Source organism: Candidatus Limnocylindrus sp. (assembly GCF_040397235.1).
In the GTDB taxonomy this organism is placed as follows: domain Bacteria; phylum Chloroflexota; class Limnocylindria; order Limnocylindrales; family Limnocylindraceae; genus Limnocylindrus.
Genome location: NZ_JBBAWH010000002.1, coordinates 219,765 through 239,930, shown reverse-complemented (window position 1 = coordinate 239,930; position 20,166 = coordinate 219,765). Strand labels below are relative to the sequence as shown.

Annotated in this window: 20 protein-coding genes and 1 tRNA gene; 7 read left to right on the top strand and 14 right to left on the bottom strand. The window is 62.0% G+C overall.

What is annotated here, in order from left to right; translation table 11 throughout:
- Nucleotides 1–2: 2 nt before the first annotated feature.
- Entirely contained in the window at nt 3–1,070 is a 1,068-nt protein-coding gene (locus AC3LB0_RS02855) for a type 1 glutamine amidotransferase family protein (RefSeq protein WP_488649655.1), read from the top strand.
- On the opposite strand, the gene AC3LB0_RS02850 is transcribed toward AC3LB0_RS02855, so the two are convergent.
- The 4 genes from AC3LB0_RS02850 to AC3LB0_RS02835 form a co-directional block, all read right to left on the bottom strand.
- Nucleotides 1,067–1,849 (bottom strand): SDR family NAD(P)-dependent oxidoreductase, encoded by a 783-nt coding sequence (locus tag AC3LB0_RS02850; protein WP_488649654.1) that lies wholly within the window; start codon nt 1,847–1,849, stop codon nt 1,067–1,069. The genes AC3LB0_RS02855 and AC3LB0_RS02850 overlap by 4 nt on opposite strands.
- A 23-nt stretch (nt 1,850–1,872) precedes the next feature.
- Nucleotides 1,873–1,949, bottom strand: a tRNA-Ile gene (locus AC3LB0_RS02845).
- Nucleotides 1,950–1,999: 50 nt separating this feature from the next.
- Complete coding sequence (locus tag AC3LB0_RS02840; protein WP_488649653.1) at nt 2,000–2,479, bottom strand: hypothetical protein; 480 nt, start codon at nt 2,477–2,479, stop codon at nt 2,000–2,002.
- Nucleotides 2,480–2,482: 3 nt separating this feature from the next.
- Entirely contained in the window at nt 2,483–3,295 is an 813-nt protein-coding gene (locus AC3LB0_RS02835) for a UbiA family prenyltransferase (protein ID WP_488649652.1), read from the bottom strand.
- Between the two features lie 37 nt (nt 3,296–3,332).
- Between AC3LB0_RS02835 and AC3LB0_RS02830 the strand changes: the two genes are divergently transcribed.
- Together AC3LB0_RS02830 and AC3LB0_RS02825 are read left to right on the top strand one after the other, a co-directional pair.
- A complete protein-coding gene (locus AC3LB0_RS02830; protein WP_488649651.1) occupies nt 3,333–4,337 on the top strand; it encodes an ABC transporter ATP-binding protein in 1,005 nt (334 codons plus the stop codon).
- Nucleotides 4,334–5,146: an ABC transporter permease gene (locus AC3LB0_RS02825; protein ID WP_488649650.1), complete on the top strand. Its 813-nt coding sequence runs from the start codon at nt 4,334–4,336 to the stop codon at nt 5,144–5,146. The genes AC3LB0_RS02830 and AC3LB0_RS02825 overlap by 4 nt, the downstream gene beginning before the upstream one ends.
- Nucleotides 5,147–5,159: 13 nt before the next feature.
- Here the strand turns inward: AC3LB0_RS02825 and AC3LB0_RS02820 are convergent, their stop codons facing one another.
- The 5 genes from AC3LB0_RS02820 to AC3LB0_RS02800 all read right to left on the bottom strand — a co-directional run bounded on the left by AC3LB0_RS02820 (nt 5,160) and on the right by AC3LB0_RS02800 (nt 10,863).
- A complete protein-coding gene (locus AC3LB0_RS02820; protein WP_488649649.1) occupies nt 5,160–6,161 on the bottom strand; it encodes an ABC transporter ATP-binding protein in 1,002 nt (333 codons plus the stop codon).
- Nucleotides 6,158–7,225 (bottom strand): ABC transporter ATP-binding protein, encoded by a 1,068-nt coding sequence (locus tag AC3LB0_RS02815; RefSeq protein ID WP_488649648.1) that lies wholly within the window; start codon nt 7,223–7,225, stop codon nt 6,158–6,160. Before AC3LB0_RS02815 ends, AC3LB0_RS02820 begins: the two co-directional genes overlap by 4 nt.
- Nucleotides 7,222–8,106, bottom strand: a complete 885-nt coding sequence (locus AC3LB0_RS02810) for an ABC transporter permease (RefSeq protein ID WP_488649647.1) — start codon at nt 8,104–8,106, stop codon at nt 7,222–7,224. The genes AC3LB0_RS02815 and AC3LB0_RS02810 overlap by 4 nt, the downstream gene beginning before the upstream one ends.
- Nucleotides 8,106–9,110 (bottom strand): ABC transporter permease, encoded by a 1,005-nt coding sequence (locus AC3LB0_RS02805; RefSeq protein ID WP_488649646.1) that lies wholly within the window; start codon nt 9,108–9,110, stop codon nt 8,106–8,108. Before AC3LB0_RS02805 ends, AC3LB0_RS02810 begins: the two co-directional genes overlap by 1 nt.
- A gap of 118 nt (nt 9,111–9,228) precedes the next feature.
- Complete coding sequence (locus AC3LB0_RS02800) at nt 9,229–10,863, bottom strand: ABC transporter substrate-binding protein (RefSeq protein ID WP_488649645.1); 1,635 nt, start codon at nt 10,861–10,863, stop codon at nt 9,229–9,231.
- Between the two features lie 222 nt (nt 10,864–11,085).
- On the opposite strand from AC3LB0_RS02800, the gene heR reads away from it, so the two are divergent.
- Both heR and AC3LB0_RS02790 read left to right on the top strand, forming a co-directional pair.
- Nucleotides 11,086–11,970 (top strand): heliorhodopsin HeR, encoded by an 885-nt coding sequence (heR, locus tag AC3LB0_RS02795; protein WP_488649644.1) that lies wholly within the window; start codon nt 11,086–11,088, stop codon nt 11,968–11,970.
- A 138-nt stretch (nt 11,971–12,108) separates the two neighbouring features.
- On the top strand, nt 12,109–12,912 hold the full coding sequence (locus AC3LB0_RS02790) for a tryptophan 2,3-dioxygenase (protein WP_488649643.1): 804 nt from the start codon (nt 12,109–12,111) through the stop codon (nt 12,910–12,912).
- Nucleotides 12,913–12,921: 9 nt separating this feature from the next.
- Here the strand turns inward: AC3LB0_RS02790 and kynU are convergent, their stop codons facing one another.
- From kynU to coxB, 5 genes are all read right to left on the bottom strand, one after another.
- Entirely contained in the window at nt 12,922–14,157 is a 1,236-nt protein-coding gene (gene kynU / locus AC3LB0_RS02785) for a kynureninase (protein WP_488649642.1), read from the bottom strand.
- Nucleotides 14,158–14,169: 12 nt separating this feature from the next.
- The gene (locus tag AC3LB0_RS02780; protein ID WP_488649641.1) at nt 14,170–14,949 is read right to left on the bottom strand and encodes an alpha/beta hydrolase; all 780 of its coding nucleotides are present in this window, start codon (nt 14,947–14,949) and stop codon (nt 14,170–14,172) included.
- 189 nt (nt 14,950–15,138) lie between these two features.
- Complete coding sequence (locus AC3LB0_RS02775; RefSeq protein ID WP_488649640.1) at nt 15,139–15,774, bottom strand: cytochrome c oxidase subunit 3; 636 nt, start codon at nt 15,772–15,774, stop codon at nt 15,139–15,141.
- On the bottom strand, nt 15,771–17,393 hold the full coding sequence (ctaD, locus tag AC3LB0_RS02770; protein WP_488649639.1) for a cytochrome c oxidase subunit I: 1,623 nt from the start codon (nt 17,391–17,393) through the stop codon (nt 15,771–15,773). Before ctaD ends, AC3LB0_RS02775 begins: the two co-directional genes overlap by 4 nt.
- 12 nt (nt 17,394–17,405) lie before the next feature.
- Nucleotides 17,406–18,263: a cytochrome c oxidase subunit II gene (gene coxB, locus AC3LB0_RS02765; RefSeq protein ID WP_488649638.1), complete on the bottom strand. Its 858-nt coding sequence runs from the start codon at nt 18,261–18,263 to the stop codon at nt 17,406–17,408.
- Between the two features lie 123 nt (nt 18,264–18,386).
- Here coxB and AC3LB0_RS02760 point away from each other — a divergent pair, with 123 nt between their 5' ends.
- Together AC3LB0_RS02760 and AC3LB0_RS02755 are read left to right on the top strand one after the other, a co-directional pair.
- On the top strand, nt 18,387–19,391 hold the full coding sequence (locus tag AC3LB0_RS02760) for a pirin family protein (RefSeq protein WP_488649637.1): 1,005 nt from the start codon (nt 18,387–18,389) through the stop codon (nt 19,389–19,391).
- A 2-nt stretch (nt 19,392–19,393) separates the two neighbouring features.
- Nucleotides 19,394–20,035: a LysE family translocator gene (locus AC3LB0_RS02755; protein WP_488649636.1), complete on the top strand. Its 642-nt coding sequence runs from the start codon at nt 19,394–19,396 to the stop codon at nt 20,033–20,035.
- The last annotated feature ends 131 nt before the right edge of the window (nt 20,036–20,166 follow it).

The following is a 20,166-nucleotide window of genomic DNA, read 5'->3' as shown; positions in this document are numbered from 1 at the left end:
GCATGACGGCAGAAACGGCTCCAGGGAGAATCGTCCTGATCGGCTCCGGTGAGATCGGCCCATCGATGGCGCCGCTGCACCGCAGCCTGGTCGCCTCCCTGCCGAAGCGCAGCACCCCGTCGTCACTCGTTGCCCTCGACGGGAGTTACGACTTTCAAACGAACCGCGCCGAGATGGGCGAGAAGATCGCCGTCTTCTTCCGCTCAAAGGTCGGCATCCCGACCACGGTTATCGGCCTCCCAGAGACCGACCGCGCCGGCGCCGACCTTGCCCCTTCAGCGCTTGCCCCAACGATCGCCGGCCTCAACGCGGCAGATCTGATCTTCCTGGGGCCAGGCTCCCCTTCGCGCGCCCTGCGTCGCTGGGGCGGCACGCCGATCGTCGAGCAGCTCGTCGCTCGCCTTCAGAGCGGCACCACGCTGATCGCATCGTCGGCTGCGGCGGCTGCATCAGGGCGATTCACGATCCCGGTCTATGAGATCTACAAGGCGGGAACGAACCCAGTCTGGCTCAAAGGCCTCGACATCATCGGCGCGCTCACCGGTCTCGCTGTTGCGATCGTTCCTCACTGGAACAACAACGAGGGCGCGACGCACGACACCTCGCGCTGCTTCATCGGCGAAGGCCGCCTGCAGCAGTTAGAGCGCACTCTACCTGATGGCGCCGCGATCGTTGGCATTGACGAGCACTCCGCGCTGACCATCGACCTTGGCGCAAACAGCGTCACCGTTGGCGGCAAGGGGGCGGTGACCATTCGCATTCCAGGGATTGGCGAGACAGCAATGCACAGCGGCGCAACAGAGTCGCTGGCCGCCTTTGCCGCGCGATTCGGTGCCGCAGCCGGTGCGCCGCGCGCCACTATCGCAATTGCCGAAGCACCACTTCCCGTGCCGGCAACAGGTCCTGGGGTGGATGTGAGTAGCGCCGTTGAGAAGTTGATTGAGCTGCGAGCAACAGCTCGTGCTGAGCGCCGCTTCAGTGATGCAGATGCGCTGCGCGCAGCAATCGAAGCACTTGGCGTAGATCTAGTGGACGAGCCGACCGGCGCGCGCTGGAGCCTTCGCGCTTAGCGAGGGAAGCGAGAACTGATCGCGCCCATGCGGCGCAGGAGGAAGCTCGGCATCAGGCTCAAGAAGCGCGCTGAGAGTGCATTCATCCAGCCCGGAACCACAAGCGCACGTCCATCACGGAGCGCCTCAAGGGCAACGCGGGCAACAGTGTCCGCAGAGGTCAGCAAGAAGCTCGGTAGGCCTGAGCTCTGGCTCAGCCCCGCGCGATCTTGCCATCCTGTTGGCGTAACCCCTGGAGCAACGCAGGTGACGCGGACGCCGAACGGTTTCGCCTCTTCATGCAACGCAAGGGTGAAGTGCCGAACGTACGCCTTGGTGGCAGCGTAGGTGGTGAATCCAGGAAACGGAATGAAGGATGCAAGCGAGGAGACATTTAGAATTCCTCCGCGCTTTCGTGGCGCCATGGCAACGAGTGCCGCTCGCGAGAGGAGTGTCAGCGCGGTGACATTCACGGCAATCTCATTCGCTTCGCCTTCGCCATCAAGCTCGGTGATCTTGCGGAACCGTCCAAAGCCTGCATTGTTCACCAAAATCTCAATCGATCGAGCTTCATCGGCGATGCGTGCTTCGACCTTTGCCACGTCGACACCTTGCGAGAGGTCAGCAACGATCGTCTCGCTTGCGGCACCAGCGGCAGAGGCGAGTGCAGCGACGCGCGCAAGCTCATCGCCCCGGCGTGCAACCAATACCAGATCGTGGCCGCTTGATGCCAAGCGCAGGGCGATGCGCTCGCCGATGCCCGACGAGGCTCCAGTAATCAGTGCAATTGGACGTGCCATACGGAGAGTATGAACGAAGCGAATGGTAGGGGGGCCTGGAATCGAACCAGGGACCGCCGAGATATAAGCTCGGAGCTCTAACCAACTGAGCTACCCCCCCGAGGGAGACTGAACAACCGCAGTATGAAGCCTGCGGGCAGCTGTTCGCTACTACTTGATCGTAATGCTCACTTCGAGCGCCTCTCGCTCAAACGCTGCGGTGCAGACCACCGTCACGAACCAGGCACCCCTAGTTGATCCCGCTCGCCAGGTAAAGGTCGCCACCCCGCCTTCGGGAACGAAGAGCGCGGCTGGGGTCTCGCCCTCACGTGCCAGCTCTGGTACCCCGATCTCGCACTCGGAGCCCGCACTCGCCCGAACGGTGAGGGTGATCTCCGCACCACGAGCGACCGCGGCCGGCGGGTTGACCTCGAGGGCGATCGGCAGCGATGGCACCACCGAGGGTGACGGCTGTTGGGAGGGAGAAGCCTCAGGGTCACTAGTAGCAGAGGGCACCGTGCTTGGTCGCGGCGTGCTGGTCTCAGATCCACCATCGAAGAGCGAGCCGATTGCGCCAAGGATCAGGAGCCCAATGATGAGGGTGCCGCAGCCAGACTTGGCAGACCGCTGGGACGCGCGAACAAAATTCATCAACTAATCGTACGAGAGTGCAATCGCGATTGCGCAACAGGCAAGGGCAAGGGCGCTCACCTCCCAGCCACGCTGGCGCAGGTCGCGACGCACACGAGTACTCAGGGTCACGCCAGTGGTGAGAAGTAGGCCGCCAGCGGCGAGGAGCACTGGCGAGGATGTTGCTGGCGCGCTCGCTAGAAGGAGGAGATAGGTGAGCACTTGCAGGAGCGCGATGAGTACGATCGTTCGTTGGCGGCCGAGCCGCACCACAGCACCGTTCGCTCCAACCTCTTCGTCAAGTTCTCGATCGGCCAGGGCATTTTGTAGCGCGAGTGCACTCCCGCCCGGCAGCGCAATCAGGCTGAGTGCAGCGATTGCCGCAGGGAGTGGCGCTCCCGCTGCGCTCCACGCGAACGCGGGAATGATTGCAACTCCCAGGGCAAATGGAAGAAACGAGATCGGCGTGCGCTTGATCCCCGCGTTGTAGAGATAGCCAAGGGTGGCGCCAGCGGCTGCAAGCGCTGCACTCGTTGGGCTGAGCGCTGATGCCGCTGCGAATCCTGCAGTTGCGGCGACGACCACCGTCACCCGAGCCTCACGTGGCGATACGTCTCCACTAACTAGCGGCTTCTCTGCCCTCCCCTTGTCGCCCGCTTGATCAAGAAGATCGTTCATTGCGCCAATAGAGGTGTGGATCCCAAGCATGGTGAGAGCCGCGAGGGCCGCCTGACTCGCTGAGCCCCCCGCAATCGTGGTGAGTGCCGCCGCAATGAGCGCGTTCAGGAGCGTCGGCAGCGGGTGCGCAAGACGGATAAGACCAGCGATATGAACCATATGACGAGCCTACCCTGAGAGGGGTAGGATTGCGAACATGGCGACTACCCCTGCAATCGTCGTTACGGACCTCGTCAAGCGCTACAAGGGCGCCGACCGTAACGCCGTAGATGGCGTCTCCTTCTCCGTTGAGCAGGGCTCCCTCTTCGCCCTCCTCGGACCGAACGGTGCTGGTAAAACCACCACGATCAGCATCCTGACCACCACCCTTGCCGCAACTTCAGGGAGCGTGCAGATTGCCGGCGCCGACCTGGCGCAAGACCAGTCGGAGGTCCGCCGCCGCGTCGGCATCATCTTCCAGAAGCCATCCCTCGATCGTGCACTCACCGGCGAGGAGAACTGCCGCTTCCATGCTGCCCTCTACGGCGCATACGCCTATCGCCCGTCGTTCTCGTTCATGCCGCAGGAGTACCGCGACCGCGTTGTCGAGCTCGGTGCGCTCGTTGGGCTCGACCGCAATGACTTGTTCAAAAAGATCTCAACCTACTCGGGCGGCATGCGTCGAAAGCTCGAGATTGCCCGTTCGCTGCTGCATAAGCCGCAGGTGCTCTTCCTCGACGAGCCGACCGTTGGCCTTGACCCTGAGTCGCGCCGATCGGTGGCTGGCTACCTCGATGCCATTCGTCGCAGCGAAGGAACCACCATGGTCCTCACCACGCACTACCTCGACGAGGTCGAGATCGCTGACCAGGTCTGCATCATCGATCGCGGCAAGATTGTGGCGAACGGCACGCCTGCTGAACTGCGCGTCGGCACCGGCGTGACCCGCGTTGAGCTTGAGGCGGCCGATCGTGTCGCCCTCGGCGCAGAGATCGAACGGCTCGGCCATGTTCCGCAGATGATCTCTGCCGGATTCGCCGTTGAGGTGAAGGGTGCAGAGCCAGCCCACACGCTCTTGCGTGACCTGAAGACGCCGCTTACCCGCTTCGAAGTGCGCAGCCCAAGCCTTGAAGACGCCTACCTCAAGATCGTTGCGGCAACCGCCGATGATCGCGAAGAGTCACCACTCGACGATGCGCCGCGACGGGGGTTCCGCCGATGAGCGCGCCAACAGCCCGCAGCACTTCGACCGGATTCAACCTGCGCCGTGAGGCGGCCGCCGCAGGGGCGATCGCCGCGCGCGATGTCACCAAGCTCTTGCGCGATCCGATTCGCCTCGTCGGCGGCCTCGTCTTCCCCGCCCTCTTCATCGGTGTCCTTGGCGGGGCCTTCGCCTCGAACTTCCAGTCCCCGGGCATTGATCTGCTCCCGTTCATCTTTGCCGGGCAGCTGGCCCAGGGTGTCTGGCAGTCATCGGCGCTCGGGCTGGTCTCCATCCTTGAAGACCGCGAGAACGACTTCAGCCAGGAGATCTTCGTCGCGCCGATCGGACGACGCACGATCCTTGCTGGCAAGATCCTCGGCGAGTCGCTGGTCGCCTTCCCACAAGCATTCACCGTCATGGCGTTCGGCATCGTGCTCGGCATCCCGCTCACCCTGGCGCAGGTCTTCGCGATCATCCCTGCGCTCATCCTGGTTGCCATCTTCGGTGCCTCGTTCGGCGCACTGATCGTCAGCCTGCTGCCAAACCAGCGCTCGGCGAACCTGCTCTTCCCGTTCATCTTCTTGCCGCAGTTCTTCCTCGCCGGCGCGTTCAACCCAATCCGCAACCTGCCGTGGTACCTCGACATCGTCAGCCACATCGCGCCGCTGCGCTACGCCGTTGACCTCATTCGCGGTGCGTACTACGGCTACCCAAACGAAGCGGTGCTCGCCGACCCAACGTGGACGGTTGCGGCCATCGCAATCGCCACGGTGGTCATGCTCTCGGTTGGCACCTTCCTCTTCGTACGCAGCGAGCGCAACCGCTAAGCGTTCTTACCCTCTACGCCTTGTCGGGGAAGTGGCAGGCGACCTGGTGTCCCGTTGAGACCTGCACCAGCTGCGGCGATTCCGTGTTGCAGCGCTCCGGGTTGCCAAGCTTCTCCTTGAGCCAGCAGCGCGTCTGGAAGGCGCAACCGCTCGGCGGATTCGTTGGTGACGGCACATCGCCCTTCAAGATGATGCGCTTGCGCCTCTTCTCAATCGCAGGGTCGGGGATTGGCACGGCGGACAGCAGCGCAATTGAATACGGGTGCACCGGCGAACTATTCAGCTCATCCGAAGGTGCAACCTCCACGATCTTCCCTAGGTACATCACGGCGGTGCGATCGCTAATGTGCCGCACCACCGAAAGGTCATGCGCAATGAAGAGATAGGCGAGCCCAAGGCGCTGGCGCAGCTCGGCGAGCAGGTTCAGGATCTGCGCCTGCACGCTCACGTCGAGCGCACTCACCGGCTCATCCGCCACTACGAGATCTGGGTTAAGGGCGAGTGCACGTGCCACACCAATGCGCTGACGCTGCCCACCAGAGAACTCATGGGGATACCGCTCAGCGAAGCGTGGGTCCAGCCCGACGAGTTCGAGGAGCTCAGCAACGCGGCCGGTGCGTTCGGCACTCGTGCCTACGTTGTAGATGTCGGCTGGCTCACGAAGGATCGCGCCAACGGTCATGCGCGGGTTCAGCGAGGCGTACGGGTCTTGGAAGATCATCTGCACGCGACGACGAAGGTCCTGCAGCTCGCGCCCCTCGGCCGTCGCCAGGTTGTGTCCGTCAAAGTCGATCGTGCCAGCGTTCGGCTTCACGACGCGGGTGATCGCGCGTGCAACGGTGCTCTTGCCGCAACCAGACTCGCCAACGAGGCCGAGGATCTCCCCCTTCGCCACCTCAAATGAGATGCCATCAACCGCGCGTACTTCGGCGACGGTGCGCTCGCGCACCAGCCCCTCGCGGATTGGGAATCGCACCGCGAGATCTTTAACGGTCAGCAGAGGCTCGCCGCTCATCGAGTGGCTCCTTCGGCACGTGGCAGTGGCCGCCCTTCGGCAACCTCTGCAGGGGCGACTGGGTTGAAGCAGGCGGCCACGTGCGTTGCGGTTGGGCCACTCGTCACGATCGGGCCCTTGCCGCTATCAATCGGCAACAGCGCGGGCGTCTCGGTCGCGCAGCGATCGGTGCGCCAGGCGCAGCGCGCGTAGAACGAGCAACCCACTGGCGCATCAATAAGGTCTGGTGGTCGACCTTCGATGGGCACCAGCTTGCCGCCCGTCTCGCCGTCGAGGCGTGGGATGGAGCGCAGCAGGCCAACGGTGTACGGATGGCGCGGGTTGGCGAAGAGATCGTCGGTGGTGCCTGACTCGATCACCGCGCCGGCATACATCACGTTGACGCGATCGGCCATGCCGGCGAGGACGCCGAGATCATGGGTGACGAGGATCATTGCCGTACCGCGCTCCTCGGTGAGGCGGCGAAGCAGGTCGAGCACCTGCGCCTGAATCGTGACGTCGAGCGCCGTGGTTGGCTCATCGGCGATAAGTACCCGTGGCTCAAGGGCGAGGGCCATGGCGATCATCACGCGCTGCCGCATGCCGCCAGAGAACTCGTGTGGGTAGCTGCGGAGTCGTGACTCTGGATTGGCAACGCCAACAGCGGTGAGCAGCTCAATGGCGCGAGTCCGCGCCGCCTCCTTCGTGACCTCGCGGTGCGCCTGAATCGTTTCGATCAACTGCTCCTCAATGCGCAGCACCGGATTAAGCGAGGTCATCGGATCTTGGAAGATCATCGCGATCTCACTGCCGCGCACCTGGCGCAGCTCCTCCTCCTTGAGGGTGGTGAGCTCACGCCCATCAAGTTTGACGCTGCCGCCCTCGACGCGGCCGGCAGGCTTCGGCAGCAGGCCAACGATCGCCAGGTTGGTGACGCTCTTGCCGCAGCCGGATTCGCCCGCCACGCCGAGCGTCTCGCCGGCGGCCAGGTCAAACGAGACCCCGTTCACGGCGTGCACCGCACCATCGTGCGTGCGGAAGCGCACCACCAGGTCACGAACCTCGAGAAGATGCTGGTCACTCATCGCTTCAACTTCGGGTCAAGCGACTCGCGCAGCCCGTCTCCGAGAAGGTTGAATCCGATCGCCGAAATGACGATCGCGCCACCAATAAAGACCACGATATGCGGGGCAGACTGCATGAAACGACGTGCATCGACGAGCATCGTCCCCCACTCTGGTGTGCGCGGATCGGTCGGTCCAAGGCCAAGAAATCCGAGGCCGGCGATGTCGATGATGGCTGTGGCGAGCACCAGCGTCGCCTGCACAATGAGCGGCGTCAGGGCGTTCGGCAGCATGTGTCGAACCAGAATGCGCAGGCGCGATGCACCAATGGTTCGCGCAGCCACAACGTAGTCGGCCTCGCGGAGCGCCAGCAGTGAGCCGCGCAGCAGTCGTGCGAACGTTGGTGCGTAGCTCACCGCGATTGCCAGTGTTAGTTGTGGCATCCCACGCCCAAGGGCGGTAACGATACCGATCGCCAGCAAGATACTCGGGATTGAGAGGAAGACGTCCGTGGTTCGCATGATCACGCCGTCGACCCGGCCGCCGAATCCGCCTGCGATTGCACCGAGGGCGCCGCCAATAACGAGCGCAATGGCTACGGCGCCAACCCCAACAAAGAGGCTGATCTGCGCCCCGTACAGCACGCGCGAGAAGATATCTCGCCCAAGGAGGTCGGTGCCGAATAAGTGCGTGAGGGACGGCGCATCAAGGCTGCTGCCGTTCATTGCGTACGGATCGTATGGCGCAATCAGCGGTGCAAGGATCGCCGCTGAGGCAAAGAGCACAATGCAGAAGAGCCCCACCATCGCCGGTCGGTTGCGGCGCAGGCGACGAGCAGCATCGCCCCAGAGACCCCGTGGCGGGCGGGCGAGCTGTGCATCAACTAACGCGGCGCGCAGCATCACTGGTACCTAATCTTTGGATTCAGCAACGCGTAGCCAATGTCGACGAGCAGGTTGACGACCAAAAAGATGAGAGCGAAGACGAGGATCGTTGACTGCACGATCGGATAATCGCGATTCTGGATTGCATCCACAACCCAGCGGCCCACCCCGTTCCAGACAAACACGGTTTCGGTCAGCACCGCGCCACCGAGCAGCCCACCGGCCTGCAGCCCGACTACGGTGGTAACGGGGAGCCAGGCGTTGCGCATCACGTGCCGGTTATCAACGGTCTTCTCTTTGAGGCCCTTGGAACGTGCAGTGCGAACGTAGTCCTCGTTTACGACCTCAATCACCGAGGCGCGCGTGATGCGGGCAATGATCGCGAGCGGGATGGAGCCGAGCGCAATCGAGGGAAGAATCAGGTGGCGAACAACGTCCACAAATAGATCGAGGCGACCAGCGAAGAGGGTATCGATCAGGAGCAGCCCTGAAGTGGCATCAAATCGAGCGCGAGCATCAATTCGCCCCTGCGTTGGCAGCCATTCGAGAATGACGCCGAACACGGCAACGAGCGCAAGGCCGAGGACGAAGACGGGGATGCTGACCCCAAAGAGACTGACGCCTGTGATCAGGCCGTCGATCCGACCGCCCACCTTTCGTGCGGCGAGCCGACCGAGGGGGATTCCGGCGCCAAGGGCAAAAATGAGTGCGCCAATCGTCAGCTCCACCGTTCCAGGGAAGCGCGTGAGGAACTCAGCCAAGAATGGCTGGGAGTTCACGACGCTCGCGCCGAGATCACCCGAAAGGGTGTTCATGAGGTAGCGGATGTACTGCTCCCAGAGCGGAAGATCAAGGCCAAGGTTCTCCCGGAGGGCTGCGCACGCCTCAGGGGTGCGGTGCTGGCCAAGGATGGCGACGCATGGGTCGCCGGGGAGGATGCGGATGTAGGCGAAGAGGAGAATGGAGAGCCCGATCAACACGGGAATCGCGGCGATCAAGCGGCGAACGATGTATCTCCCCATGAGGGGAGTCTAAGGGTGAAACGCCGTCGCCGCCCCCTCAGCCTCACGGCCAAGGGAGCGGCGACAGATGCTCTCGTTAGAGCGAGTGGCGCACCGCCTTACGCGGCACGCACCTCAGTTACGGTCGGTCGAGCCAGACCAGGTTGAGCGGCTCGTTCAACGCTGCAGAGCCGATGAAGCCCTTCAGGTCGATCGTCGCAGCTGCCTGCGGCTTCGAGTTGGCAACCGGCACTGTTGGCATGTCAGCGCGGATCAAGTCCTGCGCCGTCTCCCACAGTGTCTTCGCCTCAGCTTCGGTGCCCGCTGCAAGTGCGTCGTTCATCGCCTTGTCGAGAGCATCGTTCTTGTAGGCGAACTCCTTCGAAGGGGCGCCGTTCTTATAACCGAAGAACGCCGTCTTCAAGAAGTTGTCTGGGCCGGCCCAGTCGCCAGTCCAGCCAAGGAGCCACATCTCGTACTTACCCTGGTTCTCGTCATCCAGGTAGCCTTCGCGCCAACCATCGCTGTTTGGGTTGATCGTGAAGCCAACTGCCTCGAGGTTCGCCGTGATCGCTTCGAACAAGCCCTTTGGATCAGGCATGTACGGGCGGGACACGTCGTTTGGATACCAGAAGTCAATCGTGAGGTCGGTTTCACCCGACTCTGCGATCAACTGCTTCGCCTTCTCGACGTCATAGCCTGGAAGGTTCAGGTCCTTCGCGTAGGCAACGCCAGCTGGCATCCAGTTCGTTGCCCGCACCGCTGCGCCGGCGTAGAAGGTCGCGATGAGGAAGTCGTAGTCGATCGCATAGGCGATCGCCTCACGGATCTTCGGATTGCTGATCGGAGCGTATGTGTGGTTCATGGAAATCTGGAACGTGTTGAACGAAGAACCACGGTCGATCAGCTGTAGGTCTGGGTTTGCGGCGATCGCCGCGATCGTCGCTGGAGCGATCGTCTGTGCGAGGTCGATCTCGCCCGTTGCAAGTCCGTTCACGCGCTGAGCCTCTTCGGCAACTGCCTTGAAGATGATCGCGTCAACGTAGGCGACCTTCGCCTTGTCCCAATACTCTGCATTCTTCTCAACTTCAACGCTATCGCCAACGGTCCACTTCACGAACTTGAATGGGCCGGTGCCGACCATCGCGCCTGCGCCGCCGGTGGCGGCAGTGATCTTCGCAACATCGGTCTCGGTGTTGTCAGCCTTACCAAGAACCAGCGCCGTTGGCGACTGGATGGCAAAGACCTGAAGGGTCTGGGTCAACAGGAAGTTCGAGCTCGCCTTGCGCAGCTTGATGGCGACGGTCAGGTCGTCAATCTTGGTTGCGGACTCAAGGTTGCTCTCGCTGCCATAGCCGCCGAAGATGTCGCCGATATAGAAGGCGTAGTCTCGGAGCTCAGTTGGTAGCCCAATGAAGCGCTCATAGTTGAACACGACCGCATCCGCATTAAATTCGGTGCCATCGTGGAACTTAACGCCGCTGCGCAGCTTGAACGTGTAGGTGAGGCCATCGGCGCTCATCACATAGCTCTCTGAGAGCACTGGAATGACCTTTGAGGTCGATCCTGGCTCAAGGCCGACGAGGGTCTCGACAACCTGCTGAATGACGTACGACGTGTTGCTGTCGTCCATCAACGCAGCGTCGGTTCGTACGATGTCGCCTGGCAGAGCGACAATAAGGGTTCCTCCGGCCTTGCCGACAGGGGTGCTCGAGCACGCTGCGGCGACCATGAGGAGGGCGCCAAGAATGGCACCGATCCGTAGGTTCTTCATGTGTTCTCCTTCAATGGCGAGTTTGCCCGGACCCGTTGCCCGGCCGTCGCGGGGTTTCCACGATCGCCCCAATCCTACCCCAGCCCAAGCACGAATTTGGTTCAGATAGCGCAATCTTGGGGGCTATTTCACGCACGATTTGAGCAAACCACAACCGCACCGCTACCCTCTTGGTCACCAGGCTGAATTCCAGCTTGCAGAGTTAAATAGGGAGGATCCTTCATGGCTACAGCCAAGAGGTCCGCGCCAAAGCGCGCGGCCGCCGTCAGCACCGGGGTCGCGACAACGTTTGCCGCCATTCCGGCCGCTCGGGCGAAGCAGCTCTTTAACTGGAACCGTGCGCTCGTCTTGCTGCACGGCATCCAGGCGACCATCATCTGGTGGATCAGCCCAGTCGATGCGCTCGTGCGCTTTGAGGGAACGTATCCAGTCTCACGAATCGAGAGCGGACAGTTCGTAGGACTTGATGCGGCGACGCAGCTGCTCGTGAGCTTCCCGCTGGCCTACCTGGTTGCGGCGTTCTTCGGGCTCTCGGCCCTCGCGCACTTCTTGGTCGCTTTCCCTCTTCGCAAGCGTTACGAGGGTTGGCTTGCCCGCGAGTTCAACCCAATGCGCTGGGCTGAGTATGCGCTGAGCTCCACGCTCATGATCATCGGCATCGCATCGCTCAGCTTCATTACCGACGCTGGAGCGCTGATCGCAATCGGCGTTTGCAACATTTCGATGAATCTCTTCGGTTGGTCGATGGAAGAGGCGAACATCGGGCGCAAGAAGGTGCAGTGGAGCCACTACATCTTTGGTTGCATCGCCGGCATCGCGCCATGGATCGCCCTCTTCACCTCAGTTGGCCTCTTGCTCGCAAACTGGCCAACGGGAGTTGGGCCGAATGGCCGAAGCTTGGAAGAGTTCAAGCCAATTCTCATCGCCATCTACGCGAGCATTTTCGTGAGCTTCAACATCTTTGCGGTAAACATGGTGTTGCAGCGCTTGAAGGTTGGAAAGTGGGCTGACTACCTACACGGTGAGCGCAGTTACATGATCCTCTCGCTCGTCGCGAAGACCTTGCTCGCATGGCAGGTGTGGACTGGGGTATTCCAGCCAGCCTGACGCTTGAACGTTCGCGCTTTTTGATCGGACCTCTCTCCAGGTTGGAGGGGGGTCTGATCCTTTTACGAGGCACCTGGAGACCCCCGCCCAACTGGGTGGGGGTCTCCTTTTTACGGCGGTGGGGCGTACTATGCAGCCATGAGTAACGATCGGGTTCCTGGTGACACAGAGGGGCTGACGTACGCGAGTTACTTGGCGCTGGATGAGCTGCTCGGGCTACAGCGCCCGCGCTCAGATGAGCATGACGAACTGCTCTTCATCACGATTCACCAGACCTATGAGCTCTGGTTTAAGCAGATCCTGCATGAGGTCCGAGGTGCAATGCGGGCCATGGCCGCGAATGAGAGCTGGCGAGCTTCACATAGGCTCAGCCGAGTTCGACACATTCTGAAGATTGCCGTTGCGCAGGTGGACATCTTAGAGACGCTCACCCCACTCGAATTTGCGGCGTTCCGCAGCAGGCTTGCAACATCAAGTGGATTTGAATCCGCCCAGTTTCGCGAGATCGAGGCGCTCTTTGGGATCCGCAACGCGCGTCTCGCCGACCTACTCCCAGATGAGAAGGCTCGAGAAATCGTGCGCGCCACCTTGCAGGCGCCGAGCCTTTGGGACGCAACGATTCACTGGTTGGCGGTTCGCGGGTCTGCGGTCCCAGCGCGACTGCTCAGCCGAGATGTGTCGGCACCGTATGAGGGGGATGAGGAGCTGCAAGAGGTATTGCTTGAGATCTATCGTGCTGGAGGCGAGGCGGCGAGCATTCTCGAGCAGCTCGTCGATATTGACGAGGGTGTTCAGGAGTGGCGCTATCGTCACGTCAAGATGGTGGAGCGAACCATTGGCCGAAAGTCGGGCACGGGTGGCTCAACCGGTGTGGAATATCTCGCCGCAAGCCTGCGCCGTTCGCTCTTCCCAGACCTTTGGGCCATTCGCGACCGAATGTAGTTGGAGCGGTCAAGTCACCGTCTGCTTCGAAGCAAACTCTGGGGCACGCCATGCGTCGGTTCGAAGGATCTCGGCGAACGTCGCTACCGCGCGATCGATATCGGCAAAGCTCACATAGAGCGGCGAGAAGCCGAAGCGCAGGATGTTTGGCGTACGGAAATCTCCGATGACTCCGCGGCTGATCAGCGCCTGCATAATCGGATAGCCGCTCTCGTGCGCAAAGGAGACCTGTCCGCCGCGTAGCTGGCCCTCCCGTGGTGAGATGAGGGTGAGGCCGTAGCCCTTGCACTCCGCCTCAACTCGCTCAATGAAGCGAGAGGTTTGCGCCATCGACTTGCGGCGAATCTCAGACATTGAGACCCCCTCCCACATCTTCAGAGACTCATCGAGTGCCGCCAGACTGAGGACCTGCTGCGTGCCCGTGATGAAACGCCGAATGCCGGGGGCGGGCTCGTACTCGGGCACGAATGCGAACGGGCTCTTATGGCCAAGCCAGCCCTCGAGCGGCTGCCGCACACGCTCGATCAGCGCCGGTGCAACCCAGGTGTATGAGGGGGCGCCTGGCCCACCATTCAGGTATTTGTATCCGCAGCCGATCGCAAAATCGGCGCCGTCACGAGCGACATCAAGCTCGAGGACTCCGGTGGAGTGCGAGAGATCCCACACGGTCAACGCACCAGCAGCGTGGGCCGCGGCACTCAGTTCGCGCATGTCACGTATCCGTCCGGTTCGATAATCTACGTGCGTCAACATCAGGACCCCTGCCCCATCAAGCACCGTCGCCGGGCTGACTGACTCATCCCAGAAGCGCACCTCCACGTTGGGGAGTAGTTGGCGTAGGCCCTCCAAGATGTACAAATCGGTTGGGAAGTTCTCGCGCTCAGTGACAACAACTTGCCGGTCGCCACGTAGCTGCAGCGCAGCGGCCAACACGCGGAAGAGCGAGACCGATGTCGATTCCCCAACGACCACCTCGCCCTTGCCGACACCGAGCAGCGGGGCGATCCGGTCGCCAACGCTAAGCGGTAGGTCGTACCAATCAGACTCGTTCCAACTGCGGATCAGGCGGTCGCCCCACTGCCGGTCAACAACATTGGCCAGGCGCTCGTGCACACCAATGGGGAGCGCGCCCAGAGAATTGCCATCGAGGTAGACAACTCCTGCCGGTAGAGTGAATCGCTCTCGCAGCGCAGCGAGAGGATCTTGCGCGTCGAGCTCTGCCGCTGAAGGGGTGGGCTGTGTCATGTGCTTATCGTCTCACGTGCGATTGATCTGCAACAAATCGGCAAGATCGTTCAGCAACGACCCCCCAGGCGTATCAAGCTCCTCAAGCACATCGAAATGATCACGACCAGGAACGTTCGCAAGCAAAACGGTGGCGTGGCTCGCCCACTTCTCGCGGAGGAGTTCCGACTGCCGGTGGAACTCCGATGGCTCATGTTCGCCAACGCGGAGGAGCACCGGGATGTTCCGCTGCGGCTGGTAGTGCACGGGTGAGAGTCGCTTCGCCTCATCGGCACTCATGCCCACCAGGCTGTTGACGTAGCTCTCGGCAATCGGCTCAAGGTCAAATGCGCCGCCGATGAGTAGCAGCCCTGAAATCGCGCTCCGTACGTTGGGCGGTGCCAGTTCGGTGACCAGCGTCGCGGCAAGGTGCGCCCCTGCCGAGTGCCCAGCCGCAACGATCCTGCTCACGTCGCAACCGAGCACTGCGGCGTGATCAATCAGGTAGGCCGCCGCAGCTGAGGCCTCCGCGACGATCTCTGACAGCGTCGCTGACGGCGCAAGAGAGTAGCCAACGGCAACGTGCGTTGCCCCTAGCGGAGCGAGCGTCGCTGCGTAGCGACCCGCGTCATCAATAGAGCCCTCCTGCCACCACCCGCCGTGAAACATCAGCAGCGTGGGGTGGGCTCCTTCACGATCCGCAAAGATCTCGAGGCGGTTGGCCTCACGCGGCCCGTAGGAGATGCGGTGATAGACGCCGCTCGCCTGTGCGTTGCTCCGTGCGAGTGCGGTGCGCTCACGGCCGGCTGACATGGAACCAGCGGCGTCTCGTGCAGTGCGGCTTGGGGAGTACTCCGCATCGAGCCAGGCTCGGCGTTCAGGGTTAGGGAACGAGTTCAATCGCCCTCGGCGAAGACGAAGCGGGTGAGATCCTCAGCTTCAAAGATTCCACCGATTTCGGTCCTGAGACTAAACATGGCGCGCCGTCTCTAACCTGCTGGCTCAGATGAAGTAGAGCAGCGCGAAGAGCAGGACCCACACCACGTCGACGAAGTGCCAATAGATTGAGGTTGCCTCGACCATGTCGTGATGCTCTGCTGAGAACTGTCCAAGACCACCGCGGTAGAGGCAGACCGCCAACATCAGCACGCCGCCCAGCACGTGCGCGCCGTGGAATCCGGTGAGCACATAGAAGGTGCTCCCGAAGACGCCGTCGGAGATACCGAATCCGAGCTGCGTGTAGTCGTACACCTGGCCGATAAGGAAGATCACGCCGAGAAGTACGGTCATCGCCAACGCGCGATTCATCCCCTGTCGGTCGCCCCTGCGAATGCGCCAAACAGCGAATTGGCAGGTAACGGAGCTCAACACGAGCAGGGCAGTCATGATTCCTGGGAAGAGCGCCTCGCTGTGCAGCTCAAAGGCGGGGTTCCCCTCGGGTGGCCAGATGCCCGTTGCGGTGCGCAAGTTGAAATACGCAGCGAAGAGTCCGGCGAAGAACATGATCTCTGAAACGATGAAGAGGAGCATCCCGAGGACCGGGTTGCCGAGCCCCTTCTTGCCGTGACCGGCTGCGTGCCCACCTGCGTGCCCGGCCGCTGGTGCGAGCACTGACGGCGCGACGGCGCTATCGCTCATTTATGGTCTACCCCTTGAGCGTGGCGCGCATCAAAGAGCGGGCGCTCTGAGGTGATGGGCGGGAGCTTGTCGAAGTTCCATGCAGGTGGCGGGGATGAGGTTGCCCACTCAAGGGTGTTCGCCTCCCATGGGTCGTCGCCAGCCCGCTTCCCGTTGCGCAGGCTGATGTAAATGTTCCAGAAGAGCGGCAGCAGTGAGATGCCAACCAAGATGCCGCCGATCGTGGCGGCGAGGTTGAGGTCGTTCCAGCCGGCCGTTGGCGAGTAGTCGGCGATGCGACGTGGCATACCGGCTAGGCCGAGCGCGTGCATCGGCAGGAAGGTGAGGTTGAGCCCCACCATCATGAGTACGAAGTGCACTCGACCGAGGCCCTCGTCGAGCATGCGCCCTGACATCTTCGGGAAGTAGAAGTAGAACCCAGCCATGATGGCAACGAACGAGCCACCAAAGAGCACATAGTGAATGTGCGCAACGATCCAGTAGGTCGCGTGGATGGCGTAGTCAACGGGGACCGCGGCGCTGAAGACACCATTGATGCCGCCGATGAGGAACATGCTGAGGAACCCCAAGGCGAAGAGCATCGGCGTTGCAAAGGTGATCTGCCCGCGCCACATGGTCGCGATCCAGTTGAACACCTTCACCCCTGTTGGGACCGCGATCAGGAAGGTCATCACTGAGAAGAAGGGCAAGAAGACGCTCCCCGTGGTGAACATATGGTGTGCCCAGACGCTAAAGCCGAGGGCACCGATGCCGGCGGTGGCGAAGACGAACGCCTTGTAGCCGAAGAGCGGCTTGCGGCTAAACACTGGAATGATTTCAGAGATCACGCCCATCCCCGGCAGCACCATGATGTACACCGCTGGGTGGGAGTAGAACCAGAAGATGTTCTGCCAGAGAATCGCCGAGCCACCGAGCGTAGGGTCAAAGAAGGCACCGCCAAAGTTTCGATCGATGAAGAGCATCACCAGGGCACTGGTCAGCACCGGTGTGCCCATGAGTACGAGCACGCTCGTGACGAGAACCGTCCAAACAAGGATTGGCATTCGGAAGAGGGTCATGCCTGGTGCACGCATGCGGAAGACCGTGACCATGAAGTTGACGGCGCCAAGGATCGAGCTTGTGCCTACGAGGATGACGGCAACAATCCAGAGGTTCATTCCCGGCCCTGGGCTGTATTTGATGCTGCTGACTGGCGGATACGCCGTCCAGCCGGCGTCGGCGGCACCGCCGAGTAGGAACCCCGATGCAACAACGAGCCCAGAGAATGGGACCATCCAGAAGCTGAGGGCATTGATGCGCGGGAAAGCCATGTCGGGTGCGCCGATCATGAGCGGCACGACGTAGTTGCCGATCGCCGCCAGGAACGGAATGATCACCCAGAAGATCATGATTGAGGCGTGCATCGTGAAGAGCTGGTTGTACGAGGACTCATCGAGGAACTGCAGCCCAGGCATCGCAAGCTCTGCGCGAACGCCGAGTGCCAAGAGGCCACCGATGGCCAAGAAGATAAACGACGAGATCGTATAGAGGATGCCGATCTTCTTGTGGTCGGTTGTTGTTAGGTACTCATAGAGCGCTGACGGGGCGGCGCGCTTGGCTCCCACTACGGTTGTTGCCATCTTCTATCTCCCTTACGGCTGCGCTACTACAACGAGGTCTGCGTACATGCCTTGAGCAAAGTGTCCAGTGATGTTGCTCATCACGACATAGTTGCCTGGCTCAAGGGTAACCGCGACCACGCCCGTCATCGGGCCGATGGCGGCTGGCTCCTCCTTCGGGCGGGTCGCCTCAATCCATGCGTCGTACTCAGCACGGGTCACCACGCGCACCGTGAAGCCCATCTGATGATGTAGCAGCCCGCAGAATGCAGAGCACTGGCCGGTGAACGTGCCGAGCTTGTTCGGCGTGAACTCAAAGTGATTCGTCTTGCCAGGCACGAGGTCACGCTGGAAGAGGAACTGTGGAATGTAGAAGCCGTGGTTGACGTCTTGGGCAACCAGGGTGATCTCGATGCGCTCATTGATCGGCACAACCATCTCGGGGTAGGCCGTAGCGGCGCCGAAGATCTCGATCTTCTCCGCTGGATAGGCGAACTTCCACTGCCACTGGTAGCCGACCACCTCGATCTTGACGGCAACGTTCTCTGGCTGCCTGTCGTCAACGATGTTGAGCACACGAGCTGAGGCGAAGAAGAGGGCGACCACGACAATGAGTGGGATCACCGTCCAGATAATCTCAAGGATGAGGTTCCCGTGGGTTTGCACAGGGAGGGTGGAGTCGCTCGGCTTACGTCGGTAGCGAATGACCGACCAAATAACGAGCCCCTCCACCAGGAGAAAGACAATGGCGGCGAGGGCGAAGACCAGGTCGTAGAGGGCGCGGACCTCGATCGCCTGATCGGTCACCGCTGGTCGTGGGAAGGCAGCCTCGCAGCCGCTCGCAATGAGGGCAACGGCGCCCAGCCCCAGCAGCAGAGAGAGTTTCTTCATGCCTGCGATGATACGCGCCCTCGGCGTGAGGCGCTCCGCCGCTATCCCGAGTCAGCTAGTCGGATTGGAGGGGTCAGCGCTCAGTGTGGGCAGGCTGGGCGTGAGCCCACGTATGATCTGCGCATGCCAGCTGTAACCGTTCCCGACATCACCCTGCTGCAGCGAACACCTGTCGCCGACCTGCTCACCGCACGCCCGCGCCCGGTGATTTCGTTGAGCACGGCGCCGAGCGGCTTTGAGGGCGAGGGCTTCCCCGTGCGCCGCGCCTTCATGGGCGCGCCCCTGGCGGCGATTGATCCATTCATCATGCTCGACCAGATGGGCGAGGTGGAGTACGCCCCTGGAGAACCAAAGGGCACCCCGTGGCATCCGCATCGCGGATTCGAAACGGTCACCTACATGCTCGACGGCATCCTCGACCACCGCGACAGCAACGGCGGTGGCGGACGCATCAGCGATGGCGACACGCAGTGGATGACCGCTGGCGGCGGCATCCTGCACATTGAGACGCCACCAGAGTTCTTGGTCGCGAGTGGCGGCCTCTTCCACGGCTTCCAACTCTGGGTGAATCTTCCTCGCGCCAAGAAGTGGTCGCCGCCCGCCTATCAAGACATCCGCTCCAGTGAGGTGAAACTCCTCGCCTCGCCCGATGGCGGCACCCTCCTTCGCCTCATCGCTGGCGACGTTGGCGGCCACAGCGGACCAGGCTCTACGCAGACGCCGATCGCGTTGGTGCACGCAACGCTGCAGCCTGGCGCCGAACTCGACCTTCCCTGGCGCCCCGACTTCAATGCGCTCGTTTACGCCCTTTCGGGTCGCGGCACGGTTGGCGCCGAACGCGTCGGCATTCAGGCGGGGCAGCTCGCCGTCTATGGCGCCGGTGATCGCATCGTCGTGACGGCCTCGGAGCATCAAGATCAGCGCACCCCTGCGCTCGACGTTCTGATCCTTGGTGGGCTCCCCATCAAGGAGCCGGTCGCTTGGCTCGGGCCGTTCGTCATGAATACGCGCGACGAGGTGGTGCAGGCTTTTGAGGATTACCAGGCTGGAAAGCTCGGCGTGATCCCTGCCGCCCATAGCAACCCACACAACACGCCAACAAGCGTCGTCGAGTCAGGTAACGAGTAGCGGTGGAGATCTTTCTCCTCGGCGCCGCCCTCGCTTTCTCGATCAACATTGAACTTGGTGTCGTGAACGTCATGCTGGTGCGCACCGCCATCGATCGCGGCGCTTGGCCCGCCTTCCTCATTGGGCTCGGCTCTTGCATCGGCGACGTCATCTGGGCGTGCGCCGGTGCCCTCGGTGTCAGCGCACTGCTCCAGTGGCCACCGGCCGCCTGGGTGCTCTGGATCGGCGGGAGTGCGATCCTCTGCTGGTTCGCCGCAGCCGCACTGCGCGATGCGGTGCGCGGCGGCTCAATTGATGACTCATCACCACTCCGTCGCGCCACCGGACTGCGTGCCGTTGGGCTCGGACTCGGCGTTGCTCTCAGCTCCCCCACGCTGATCCTCTGGACCGCTACCGTTGGTGGGAGCGTCGTCGCCGCGCAGGCAACGAGCATTGCCGGATTCGTGCCGTTCATCTCTGGATTTGCGACGGCGGCGGTGCTACACTCTGCCGTAATCTCAGGTGTCGTCGGCGCGACCAGACGATTCACCGGACCAGGCACCATTCGCGCCGTCTCACTCATCTCCGCGGTGATGTTCGCAGCCTTTGCCGTTGGGATCTTTATTGAGGGGGCGCACCGGCTACTCCTCCCACTTCTCAGCTAACGAGTCCAGGGCCGGCTCTGGTATCGTGTTCCTATGACTAGCATGCAGCTCCGCGCACTCGAGGGTGAGCCGTCGATCTGTTGACGCTCGCATTGTGCCAACGCAGATTGAACATGAAACCCATCAATGAA